We start from the raw sequence: 12,343 nt of genomic DNA, 5'->3' as shown, positions 1-12,343 counted from the left end.
TACTGTGATGCTGCCCTCCATATTATTTGGTTCAAAGGGGAGGTTGAATAGAATGGGTAATCAGGATAATTTGGCACAACAATTCGATATGGAAAGATATGAGGGAAAAGGCTCGAAAAATGTAAAAAGCCCTAAAAACAATCAAAAGCCGGCTAAAATCAATTCCGAAAAAAATTTACCATATTTGTTATTATTACCGACACTAACGCTACTCGCAATTGTAACTATTTTTCCAATCATATATTCATTAGTTGTTTCTTTTTCTGGATATGATACTTTTGGGAATTCAATAGGTTTTACAGGTATCGATAACTACTCTAATGTACTAACAAATGGCGATTTTTGGAATGCGATTTACGTTACTCTATTGTTCACTATGTTATCAGTATCGATTGAAATTACTTTAGGTTTCACCCTTGCTAACATGGTATCTAAAGATGGAAAGGCTATGCAGTATTTACGTTGGTTGCTAATTATACCAATGATGTTGTCCCCGTTAGTCGTAGCGGTTGTTTTCCGACTTATGTTAAATACGGATATGGGAATCATTAACTACTTATTGCAAAGTATTGGATTACCGAAGATTAATTTCCTTGGAGAAGCTTCTTTAGCGTTTGCTTCCTTAGTTTTTGTCGATATTTGGCAATGGATGCCAATGTGTTTCTTAATTATTCTTGCCGGATTACAGGCTTTACCACGTGATCCATTTGAAGCGGCAGCAATTGATGGAGCAACTAAATTCCAAATCATTCGTTTTATCACTATTCCGATGTTAAAGCCAATTATTATTGTAGCTCTAGTGATCCGTACGATGGATGCACTTCGTACGTTTGACCAGGTGTTCGTTTTAACACAGGGTGGTCCAGGAACCTCAACAGAAACAATCAGTTATTTAATGTATCGTTCCGCAATGAAGTTTACAGATTTTGGATTTGCTTCTGCTGGTCTATTTATTGTATTGATTATTACCATTGTTATTTCTACTTTACTAATAAGAATGATGAATACATCTCAGGCTAAAGGCTAGAGGAGGGATAAGGATATGTCTAAATTCAAAAATACGGTTGCTCGAGGAGAATTAGGGTCTACCATATTCCGTTATGTATTCCTAGTAGGTTCCATTCTATTTGTATTATTTCCGTTGTATTGGATGGTCATTACTAGTTTAAAAACGGAAGGGGAGCTATTTGCTAAAGCGCAAACGTTCTTCCCTAAAGAATTAACTTGGGAACATTATTTTGATCCTGTTAATGGAATTTTTGCAAGTGGTAGTGCGTTCCCACAGTTTTTTATCAATAGTATGATTGTTTCTTTCGTATCTATGATTCTCTGTTTAGTAATCGGTGCCTACGCGGCTTATAGTTTGGCACGTTTCAAAATGAAAAATAATCGTAGTGAAAAGATTTCTTTTCTCATCTTAACTGCTCGTATGTTGCCACCGATAGTTGTTGTTATTCCTATGTATCTAATCATGCAACAATTAGGGTTAATCAATACACATTGGGCGATGCTAATTGTGTATACCGGATTTAACTTGCCATTTGTAGTATGGATGTTAAAGGCATTTTTTGAAGAAATTCCGGAAGAACTTGAAGAATCTGCGATGATTGATGGTGCATCTCGAATGAAATCATTCCACATTATAGTGTTACCATTGGTTTTACCAGGGTTTGTAGCGACGTCTATTTTTACCCTAATCTTAACTTGGAACGAATTTATGTTTGCGATGTTCTTGCTAAATTCAACAAACATGATGACACTCCCAGCAGGTATTTCAACATTTATTACGCAGTACGAAACGAACTGGGGCGCCTTGACAGCCGCTGCAACTATATCTATAATTCCAGTATTGATATTCTCATTTATTGCCCAAAAACACCTTGTACGAGGAATGACGATGGGTGCAGTAAAAGGATAAATATTTATAGGAAGGAAGTGCTTTTATGTCAATAGTGAATTGGGGAATTTTGAGTACAGCTGATATCGCAAGAAAATTAACAATTCCGGCTATATTACGTGCTAAAAATGCAGAGTTAATAGCAATTGCAAGTCATAGTGCGAGTGGGAGTGCTAGTTTACAAGCTAAGAAATTTAATATCCCAAAAGCTTATCATAGTTTTGAAGAATTATTAAATGATCCATCAATTGATGCCGTTTACATTCCGCTTCCAAACCATTTACATGCAGAATGGGTAAAGAAGGCAGCTGAAGCCGGTAAACACGTTCTTTGTGAAAAACCTGCCGCACTAACGGTAGAGGATACAAAAGAAATGATAGAGGTTTGCGAGAAAAATAATGTACTTTTCATGGAAACGTTTATGTATCAATATCATCCACAAAATCAGAGAGTAAGAGATATTATTACTACTGGAGAAATTGGGGATGTGAAACTAGTCCGCTCCCATTGTTCCTTTTTCTTAGATAATAAGAATGGTAATTTCCGATTAACGACGGAAACAGGTGGTGGGAGCCTTTACGATGTAGGAGTTTATTGTATTCACACGATTCGTGACATTTTAAAACAAGAGCCTACTCATGTATACGCAAAAGCAATTCATAAGGGAAACCCTGTTGATATTTCTACCACTGGGATTATGGAATTTGACAATGGGGTTAAAGGTGTTTTTGATTGTAGTATGGATATGGCTCAACATATGAGTTATGAGGTAGTTGGTACCAAGGGGATTATTCAAGTCCCAAGAGCATATCGCCCAGATTTATTTAATGGAGAAGGAATTATCCAAGTTATTAGTAATGATGGGGAAGTGAGGAAAGAAATCATCGAAGGCGATGAATATAAATTAGCAATGGAGCATATTTCGGATTGTATGTTAAATCAAGCAGAACCTCGTTATGATAGTAAGAGTACGATTCATAATATGAATACCCTGGAAGCTTGTTTTGCCTCTATAAAATCTGGTACAGAAGTAGAAGTAAGTAGAGTAGATTAATATTTTTTTGAGGTCCTTGGAAAGCGCTTAACCATTTTATGCAGATAAGAGAGTCCTAACTTTCTTATCTACATAAGTTTTTTAATAGTTTTATCGACTAACCACCAGTGGGGGATGAAGGAAAACCCCCACTGATGGAAGTCCTCTTTATTTCTGTTTCATAGAGAATCCAATAGATTCTTAGATGTTACATATGTATTATCTGTTTCTTTTTAGTATGGAGGGGGTAAGGATGAAACCGACAATATATGATGTTGCGAAAGAAGCAAAAGTTTCCATAGCAACAGTATCCAAAGTCATCAATAAAACAGGTAGTATAAGCGATCCGACTAGAAAAAAAGTAAACAAAGTGATCCAGCGTCTAAACTATAAACCTAACGTAGTTGCTTCAGCTTTAACCAAAAAACAAACAGATTCCTTGGCATTAATTATTCCAGATATTTCGAACCCATTTTTTTCAGAGATTTCGAGATTCATAGAGGATAAAGCACACGAAATGGGGTTAACTTTATTTATTTGTAGTACGGATTATAATGAGGAAAAGGAAAAACGGTATATAGAGTTACTGCAAAGCAAACAGGCGGATGGATTTATTATTGCATCTGGGTTCCAAAACATTCACTTAGTAGAAGAGTTTCACCAAAACAATATTCCCGTTACATTACTTGCTCAAGATAATTTAACCGAAAGTTTTAATGTTGTTTCTGTCGATGATTACCGTGGTGGCTTTTTAGCTATTAATCATCTTATTTCGCTGGGGCATCAAAATATTGCAGTAATTGCTGAAAAGGTTCACAGCAGTACGCTTAGGTTACACGCATATCGTGACTTATTAGGAATGCATGGAATGCCAGTAAGCGAAGAAAATGTAATAAGAACGACAGCATCGATACAAAATGGGGAGAAAGCGATGCTTGGGTTGTTACAAAAAGAGGATCGACCAACTGCGGTATTTGCGGCGAATGATATATTAGCGGTAGGAGCGTTGAAAGCAGCAAGAAGTTTAGGGCTGGAAGTGCCAAAAGATATATCCGTCATTGGGTTTGATAATATGATTCTTTCTACAACAACAGTTCCGGAATTAACAACTGTTGCTCAACCAATTAAAGACATGGCAGACAAAATTGTGGATGTTTTAATTAGACAAATCAAGATGCCTCATTTGGCTACGGAAAGAACTTTATTTGTACCTGAATTAATTGTAAGGGAATCAACAGCACAGCCTCCAAAACACCTAAAAAATTGAAAAGTATTAACTAATAATAAAAACATGTGAATAATTGGTATGTTTAAATCTTTTCTATCGAGTTTATTTTTAAGTTATTAACCACTTATTCACAATTAGAAAGAAACGTAGTGATATTCACAATATAAATCACTACGTTTGTTATTGTTATTAATGAATAGTGGATAGTTTTCTTTATGGTAGAATACAAGACTTACCAACAAAATTATAGAATTTGACAAAGATCTACAAAAAAACACTTGACTGAAAACGCATCCACAATTAATATATAATCATAACATGATAGTTTGGTGGTGTAACTAATACTTAGCGGTTAATTTATTATTAAGTATTGGTACGCTTCTGAATGGAGGATGCATAAATGGTGGATATAAAAGTAGGTATTGTAGGTTTAGGTAGACTTGGTAAAACACATGCGAATAATGTTGCTTCCAATATACCGGGAATGACATTAACTGCTGCATGTAGTGTTGTAGAATCAGAATTAGACTATGCTAGAGAACAACTTGGTGTAACAGAAACATATATTTCCTATGAAGAGATGGTTAATAGTCCAAACTTAGATGCAGTCGTAATTGTATCACCATCAGGATTTCATACAGAACAAATTAATCTAGCGATGGAAAAAGGGTTGCATGTTTTCTGTGAAAAACCAATTGGATTAGAAATAAAAGAAATTAAAAAGACAGTTGAAATTATTGAATCCCGTCCCGAACTGGTTTTCCAACTTGGATTTATGAGACGTTATGATGAGTCGTACCAATATGCAAAAGAAATGGTAGAACGCGGGGATTTAGGTGAACTAACGGTTATTCGTTGTTATGGTATTGATCCTTGTTCAGGTTTGGAAAGCTTTGTGAAATTTGCTGGGGCAAGTAACAGCGGTGGACTTTTCGCCGACATGTCTATTCATGATATTGACATAGTTCGTTGGTTCTCAGGTAAAGAAGTAAACCGTGTTTGGGCACTTGGTAAAAATGCTGCATACCCAGAATTAGACGAAGTTGGTGAATTGGAGACCGGCGCTGCAATGATGCAATTAGAAGATAAAACGATGGCTCTACTTGTGGCTGGACGTAACGCAATTCATGGCTATCATGTAGAAACAGAATTAATAGGAACGAAAGGAATGTTACGGATCGGGGCTCAACCAGACAAGAATTTAGTTACGGTCTTTAATGAAAACGGTGTCGTTAGACCTACATCACAACATTTCCCTGAACGTTTCAGAGATGCATTTTTAAATGAAATGAAAGAGTTTGCATCTTGTATTAGAGAAAAACGTCAACCGGGAGTTAGTGCACGTGACGGTTTAGAAGGAACAAGAGTTGCATATGCACTACAACAATCTATTGATACGAAAGAACTTATTGATGTTACTCGTGATTAATTAGTCTCATTTTTGAAAACGTTTGATATTATAAAATTCCCGAGTGCGTTGGGTCACGCCTTTCGCAATTTGGGGAAAATAATTCTTCAATAGATCATGCAGAAAAAGAAGGATGGATAAATTATGGGAATAGTATTTGCCACATTTGTATTAATCGTTGGTGGGATTTGGTTTTATGCATATAAACGAAGTAGAGCAGTAAACATGGATAGTTCAGATGGTTTTTTCCTTGGTGGACGGAGTTTGACAGCGTTTACCATTGCTGGAACTGTAATCATGACAAATTTATCAACAGAGCAACTAGTTGGACAAAATGGTCAAAGCTACATGGCCGGAATGGAAGTAATGGCATGGGAAGTAACCGCTGCCTTTGCGCTTGTATTCTTGGCGCTTGTCTTTCTTCCTAAATATATGAAATATGGTGTGGATACTGTAACTGATTTTGTGGAGATTCGTTACGATACGACTACGAAAAGGATTCTTTCTTTCCTATTCATCTTCACTTACATGACATCTTTTTTACCAGTTGTGCTTTATTCTGGATCACTTGTATTTAATAAAATATTTGCAGTGGATAAGTTATTAGGTGTAGACCCGCTAATAGCCGTGGCTATTATCTCTACTATTACTGGTATTATTGGTCTATTTTATTTACTAGTCGGTGGACTTTCTCTAGCGGCACATAGTGATACGATTTATGGTGTTGCATTAATTGTTGGGGGTCTATCGATTCCGGTTATTGCATTAATTGTTTTAGGTGATGGAAGCTTTATGTCTGGATTAAATTTGGTGAAAGATACAGCGCCTGAAAAATTAAATGCAATTGGTGCAGTTGATTCACCGGTTGTTCCATGGCCTACTCTATTTTTAGGTATGTTCTTTAATAATCTATACTTCTGGTGTACAAACCAAATGATTGTACAAAAAACCCTTGCAGGTAAAAACTTAAAAGAAGGTCAAAAAGGTGCTTTATATGTAGCATTCTTTAAAATCTTTGGAGCGTTTTTCTTAGTATTCCCTGGAATTATTGCTTTTGTTATGTTTGGTGATTCATTAGCAAATCCTGACAACGCTTACCCTGCTTTAATAGAAGCTATCTTACCTGAATGGTCATATGGTATCTTCGGTGCAGTTATCTTTGGTGCAATTTTAAGTTCGTTTGTGGGTGCATTGAACGCAACAGCTACTTTATTTACTTTAGACTTCTATAAACCTATGTTTAATAAAGGAGCATCTGATCAAAAGGTTGCTAGTGCTGGTAAGTTAACAACAATTCTAGTTGGTATTGTTTCTATTATCATTGCTCCATTCATCGCGTTTGCTCCGAGTGGATTGTATAACGTAATCCAACAATTCAATGGACTTTATAGTATGCCATTACTTGCAATCATTGTTTTAGGTTTCTATTCGAAATATGTTACACCACTTGGTGCGAAAGTTACATTCGTATTCCATATTGTAGGATATTTATTATCTACTGCTTTCATAGATGTTCATTATCTATACATCTTTAGTTATATGTTCATCCTTGATGTGTTCGTTCTTTGGTTAGTTGGCAGAATTAAACCGTTAGATAAACCGTTTGAATTCAAAACACATAACAAGGTTGGCATGGAACAATGGAAACACCGTTATACAGTGAGTGCATTGGTTATTGTTACGATGATTGTCACTTATATTATCTTCTCGCCATTGGTTTTGGCTCAATAGAATAATAGAATGAGAAAAGGAAATTAGCGTGGTTGGCTAATTTCCTTTTTAAGCTTGCTTACATGTGAAAATAATTGCGCAATAAGTAAGAAATCCACTTACAATGTGGATGCTTTTGTATGTTTTCAAGTAATCCACTTACAATAGCTGGACTTAAATTTTGATGAAGTAGCTGCTGCTTTATAAGTATTAACGACTCCTTTATGATCGGTTCATCCATTTCATTTATTTTTTGCTCCAGTAAGTCAAGTAGTTGTTCCCGTTTCATTTCTAAATTTAACGTTTGACTAGAAACTTGGAAAAGCTCTTTTGTGACAAATGGGATACTTATATGTTTTGCTAGTAAATTTGTTTTTTCTACGAGTGAATGTGCTAGTAAATCTAAATCCAAATCTAATGTGGTGCTATTAAAGAAAAACAACTCGGAATACATCCCCATAAAACTTTTAATACAATACATAAGATCATATTTTGTATCGGTAACCTTCTCCCCGAATAATCGTTCAATCATCAATAAAATGGTGTTATCAATTAATGCGTTGTAATAACGCATCTTTACAAGTAGATCTTCATTTAAAGAATGAGTTTGCTCTTTAATGAAAACTTTAGCAAAATCTGAATGTTTATGAAGAAATTGAAAGTTCATGTAGTAAAATGAATACAAAAGCTCTTCGTTTTTTGTTGTCTTGACTATATAGTCAATATCAGATGTAATTGCTTCCATAAAGTGATCGATTAACGCAATAATCAGTTCATCTTTTGACTTGAATGATAGGTAAAAGGCACCTTTTGAAATATCGCAGTAATCTGTTATCTGCTGAACAGAAGTAGCTTCGAAACCTTGTTTAGCAAAGAGTTCTAATGCTTTATCCATAATTAACTGTTTTTTACTCATATAATCTTCTCCTGCTTTTATGATTGACAGATGACCGTTTAGTCATTAGTATAGATAAATAGAATTCATAAGTCAATTTAGGTAGGTGAAAGTGTGAAAGGTTTAGTCAATTTTGTTTTAAAAAATAAACTAGCAGTATGGTTGCTAACCATCATTATAACAGTTTCTGGTATTTATTCAGGAACACGTATGAAAATGGAGACCATCCCGGATATCTCCATCCCTTTTTTAATGGTCGCGGATGTATATCCTGGAGCAACCCCTGAACAGGTAATGGAAGATATCTCCATCCCTTTAGAAAAGGCTGTAGAAGGTTTGGAGGACGTGAAAGCTGTTTATTCTAACTCTTATTCTAACATGGCCAATATTCAAGTGGAATATGATTATGGTGTTGATATGGATGAGGCCAAGCGTGCATTGGAAGCAGCATTAGATTCAGTATCCTTGCCGGAAGATGCAGAGGAGCCAACCATTTCAGCCATTAGTATGAATATGATGCCAGTTGTTGCATTAAGTGTTAGTAGTCAGGATGAAGATATTGTTGAATTAACATCGACAGTAGAGGACATTCTTCTTCCAAAAATCGAGAAGATCGACGGTGTTGCATCTGCCACCATTACAGGTCAACATATTGAAGAAGTCGAGCTTGCTTATGATAAAGCCAAGATGGAAGAACTTGATTTAACTGAAGATGATGTCGAACAAATGATCCAGGCAAGTAATTTAGATGTTTCCCTAGGGCTATATGAATTTGAAGAAGGGGAACAAGCTGTATCTATTGACGGCAAGTTCATGACAGTTGATGAGTTAAAGGAAATGCAAATCCCAGTAACACCATCGGAAACAAATCCATCACCATTTGTGAAGCTTAGCGATATAGCTACAGTTAAGGAAGTTGGTAAAGTACAATCAATTTCACGTACAAATGGGGAAGATGCCATTGCAATACAAATTGTCAAAGGACAACAAGCAAATACGGTTAATGTTGTGAACGATGTAAAAGATTTAATAAAAGAAGAGCAGGAAAAGATAGATGGTCTCGAAATCGATATATCACTTGACCAAGGAGAACCGATTGAGGACTCGGTATTTACGATGGTTGAAAAGGCATTATTCGGTGGATTAATCGCCATCTTAATTATTCTTTTATTCTTGCGTGATTTTAAATCTACTATTATTTCCATTGTATCTATTCCAGTTTCGATTTTAATGGCTTTACTTCTACTTAACTGGTTAGATATGACATTAAATATTATGACACTAGGGGCGATGACGGTTGCAATCGGTCGTGTTATCGATGACTCTATTGTTGTAGTTGAGAATATTTACCGGCGATTGCACTTGAAGGGTGAGAAATTAACAGGTCGTGCATTAATTCGTGAATCGACCATTCAAATGTTCAAACCAATCCTATCCTCTACACTTGTAACGGTTGCGGTATTCGCACCACTTATCTTTGTTGGTGGTATGGTAGGGGAATTGTTCATGCCATTTGCATTAACAATGACGTTTGCACTGGCGGCTTCCTTAATTGTTGCGATTACCATTGTTCCAGCACTATCTCACTTCTTATTTAAGAAAAAGTTGTATAGCGAAAGAACAGAACACAGTCATAAAGAAGCTGGTAAGTTAGCTAATTGGTACAAAGGTATCCTTAACTGGGCACTAAATCATAAAATAATTACATCACTTGCAGCTATTATATTATTAGTTGGTAGTCTGGCTTTAACACCATTGATTGGTTTCAGCTTCCTAGGTAGTGAAGAAGAAAAGGTGATGTATCTTACGTATACGCCAGAAGCCGGTGAGTTAAAGGAAGAGACATTAAAAAATATTGAAGAAGTAGAAAAAGAATTATTAAAACGTGAAGACATTGATATTGTTCAATTATCTGTTACCGATAATGGCGATCCAATGGCAGCAATGATGGGCGGAGGAGGAAATGGTGGATTAATGTTCCTAATCTTTGACCCAGACATGGAAAATTTCCCAGAAGCACGTGAGGAAATTGAGGATTATGTGTTTAACATTGGTCAATCAGGCGAATGGAAGAGCCAAGACTTCTCAAGTATGTCGATGTCTACCGATGAACTCGAGTATACTTTTTACAGTGAAGATTTAGATAAACTAAATGAATCTGTGAAAATGGTAGAAGATGTGATGAAAGAGAATGATGGATTAAAAGATGTTTCCTCTAGTACTGAAGACGCATATGTTGAGTATACATTTAATGTAGATCAAGATGAGTTACTACAGTATGGGTTAACAGCAGGACAAATTGTTGGAATGCTAAGGACATCCTCGACACCAGAAGTGATTACAACGGTTGAAAAAGACGGTGACACATTGGATGTCGTTGTTCAGCAGGAAGAAGCTAAACAACCTAAGTCAATTGATGAACTACTAGCAACAGAAATACCAACAGCACTTGGCACAACAATGCCGCTTTCCGAGCTTGTAAAAGTGGAAGAAGGTACAACGTTAAATACCCTTGCACGTAGTAAAGGAGAATATTACGCAACGGTTTCAGGTACAATCCTTGATGATGATATATCAAAAGCTACATCTGAAGTAGATAAAGCAATTGAGGATTTAGAGTTACCTAAGGGTGTATCAGTTGGTGTTGGCGGAGTTGCTGCAGATATGACTGAGACATTTACACAGCTTGGTGTAGCAATGTTGGCGGCAATCTTGATTGTATACTTTATCTTAGTTGTAACGTTTGGCGAAGGTCTGGCGCCATTTGCAATCCTGTTTTCATTACCATTTACGGTAATCGGATCATTAATTGGGCTGCTCATAGCGGGTGAAACCATCTCTGTTTCTGTTTTAATGGGTCTATTAATGTTAATTGGTATCGTGGTTACGAATGCGATTGTACTTGTAGACCGGATTATTCGTATGGAGCACTCTGGCATGGAACTCCGAGAAGCAATTCTTGAAGCAGGATCAACACGTCTCAGACCAATTCTAATGACAGCTATTGCAACGATTGGTGCATTAATTCCGCTAGCAATTGGTTCTGGAGGTGGCGGTTTAATTTCGAAAGGACTAGGCGTTACTGTTATTGGTGGTTTAACAAGCTCTACCCTATTAACGTTAATTATTGTCCCTATTGTTTATGAATTATTATCGAGGCTATTTAAGAAAAACCGTAAAGAAATAGAAGAAAACTAAGTTTAATGGAGAAGCTCTTAAGATGAATTGACATCTTAAGGGCTTCTTTGTGTGTTAGTTTTAAAAATAATTACACAAATTATAGCTTCATTTTTCGAAATTTGTTCGGGGAAAGATTCGTGTGTCTCTTAAATGTATTCACAAAATGAGAAGAACTATTGAAGCCGCACTTTAAGGCAATATCGTTAATTGGCAAAGCGGTATTATGTAAAAAGTTTTTTGCTTTGTTAATCCGATAACTAATTAAATACTGGTGGGGCGAATAGTTCATCTGTTTTTTGAACACCCTTGAAAAGTGAAAAGGGCTCAGGTTCACCTGCTCCGAAATATCTTTAAGACCAATATCTTTCATATAATGTTTTTCAATAAACGAAAGCGATCGACTTATTGTTTGGTCTACTGATTCTACTTCCGATTGATTCGAAATGCCATCTAATTCGTAAAAGATTCGTTGTATGATAATAGATGCAGACTGTTCGTTGACATTAGAATTTTTCATCATGCTTAAAATTTCTTCCATGTATTCAGGAATCCTCCAATTATTCTCAAGCGAAAAGACGCATCCATTATAATGATATAATGTATCAAAAAAGGTCTGACTAGCGTTTCCGGTAAAATGAAACCAATTTATAGTAGTGTAGTCTTCTAATGCCCGATAGAAATGAGGGTTATAACAGTCGAGAAAGACAACTGAATTTGCTTTCGCATCATATTTATTTTGATCGTAACCAAATTCCATACTTCCTTCTTTTACATGCATTAATAGATACTGAGGATATGTTTCCCGTTTAATTTCGTATTTACTAGAGCAAATATAGCTACCACCGTTCGATAGGAAATATAATGCTTTCTTTGCAAAGGGGCTCGCTGTATGAAAGTAGATTTCGGAGGGAGGTAAGACTCCTGTTTCATCCATCTTGTTTCTCCTTTCCCTAACGAAAAAACAGAGCAATTTTTTTCAATTAATATAGCAA

At 36.0% G+C, this 12,343-nt stretch carries 9 protein-coding genes; 7 read left to right on the top strand and 2 right to left on the bottom strand.

Translation table 11 applies throughout. The annotated features are described in order from the left end of the window. Positions 1–52: 52 nt before the first annotated feature. From ACFQ18_RS02005 to ACFQ18_RS01980, 6 genes are all read left to right on the top strand, one after another. On the top strand, positions 53–1,027 hold the full coding sequence (locus ACFQ18_RS02005; RefSeq protein WP_060667768.1) for a carbohydrate ABC transporter permease: 975 nt from the start codon (positions 53–55) through the stop codon (positions 1,025–1,027). Between the two features lie 15 nt (positions 1,028–1,042). Continuing rightward, positions 1,043–1,918, top strand: coding sequence for a carbohydrate ABC transporter permease (locus tag ACFQ18_RS02000; protein ID WP_060667767.1), 876 nt, complete (start codon positions 1,043–1,045; stop codon positions 1,916–1,918). 25 nt (positions 1,919–1,943) lie between these two features. After that, complete coding sequence (locus ACFQ18_RS01995; RefSeq protein ID WP_060667766.1) at positions 1,944–2,951, top strand: Gfo/Idh/MocA family protein; 1,008 nt, start codon at positions 1,944–1,946, stop codon at positions 2,949–2,951. A gap of 232 nt (positions 2,952–3,183) precedes the next feature. Continuing rightward, complete coding sequence (locus ACFQ18_RS01990) at positions 3,184–4,197, top strand: LacI family DNA-binding transcriptional regulator (protein ID WP_060667765.1); 1,014 nt, start codon at positions 3,184–3,186, stop codon at positions 4,195–4,197. Between the two features lie 361 nt (positions 4,198–4,558). Further along, positions 4,559–5,587: an inositol 2-dehydrogenase gene (gene iolG, locus ACFQ18_RS01985; protein ID WP_060667764.1), complete on the top strand. Its 1,029-nt coding sequence runs from the start codon at positions 4,559–4,561 to the stop codon at positions 5,585–5,587. 120 nt (positions 5,588–5,707) lie between these two features. Further along, the gene (locus tag ACFQ18_RS01980; RefSeq protein ID WP_379565641.1) at positions 5,708–7,297 is read left to right on the top strand and encodes a solute:sodium symporter family transporter; all 1,590 of its coding nucleotides are present in this window, start codon (positions 5,708–5,710) and stop codon (positions 7,295–7,297) included. Between the two features lie 58 nt (positions 7,298–7,355). Here ACFQ18_RS01980 and ACFQ18_RS01975 read toward each other — a convergent pair whose 3' ends face one another. Then, the gene (locus ACFQ18_RS01975; protein ID WP_060667762.1) at positions 7,356–8,192 is read right to left on the bottom strand and encodes a TetR/AcrR family transcriptional regulator; all 837 of its coding nucleotides are present in this window, start codon (positions 8,190–8,192) and stop codon (positions 7,356–7,358) included. 93 nt (positions 8,193–8,285) lie between these two features. Here ACFQ18_RS01975 and ACFQ18_RS01970 point away from each other — a divergent pair, with 93 nt between their 5' ends. Beyond that, the gene (locus tag ACFQ18_RS01970; protein ID WP_204797850.1) at positions 8,286–11,369 is read left to right on the top strand and encodes an efflux RND transporter permease subunit; all 3,084 of its coding nucleotides are present in this window, start codon (positions 8,286–8,288) and stop codon (positions 11,367–11,369) included. 79 nt (positions 11,370–11,448) lie between these two features. Here the strand turns inward: ACFQ18_RS01970 and ACFQ18_RS01965 are convergent, their stop codons facing one another. Then, entirely contained in the window at positions 11,449–12,285 is an 837-nt protein-coding gene (locus ACFQ18_RS01965) for an AraC family transcriptional regulator (protein WP_060667760.1), read from the bottom strand. Positions 12,286–12,343: the final 58 nt, after the last annotated feature.

It is taken from the genome of Oceanobacillus caeni, assembly GCF_042678465.1.
GTDB lineage: Bacteria > Bacillota > Bacilli > Bacillales > Amphibacillaceae > Oceanobacillus > Oceanobacillus caeni.
Note: the sequence above shows the minus strand (reverse complement) of the source record. Positions and strands in the feature narration are given on the sequence as shown.

Bases quoted from the DNA above. Each gene is read 5' to 3' on its own strand.
- ACFQ18_RS02005 (WP_060667768.1), top strand. From the start codon at position 53: ATGGGTAATCAGGATAATTTGGCACAACAATTCGATATGGAAAGATAT.
- ACFQ18_RS02000 (WP_060667767.1), top strand. From the start codon at position 1,043: ATGTCTAAATTCAAAAATACGGTTGCTCGAGGAGAATTAGGGTCTACC.
- ACFQ18_RS01995 (WP_060667766.1), top strand. From the start codon at position 1,944: ATGTCAATAGTGAATTGGGGAATTTTGAGTACAGCTGATATCGCAAGA.
- ACFQ18_RS01990 (WP_060667765.1), top strand. From the start codon at position 3,184: ATGAAACCGACAATATATGATGTTGCGAAAGAAGCAAAAGTTTCCATA.
- iolG (WP_060667764.1), top strand. From the start codon at position 4,559: ATGGTGGATATAAAAGTAGGTATTGTAGGTTTAGGTAGACTTGGTAAA.
- ACFQ18_RS01975 (WP_060667762.1), bottom strand. From the start codon at position 8,192: ATGAGTAAAAAACAGTTAATTATGGATAAAGCATTAGAACTCTTTGCT.
- ACFQ18_RS01965 (WP_060667760.1), bottom strand. From the start codon at position 12,285: ATGGATGAAACAGGAGTCTTACCTCCCTCCGAAATCTACTTTCATACA.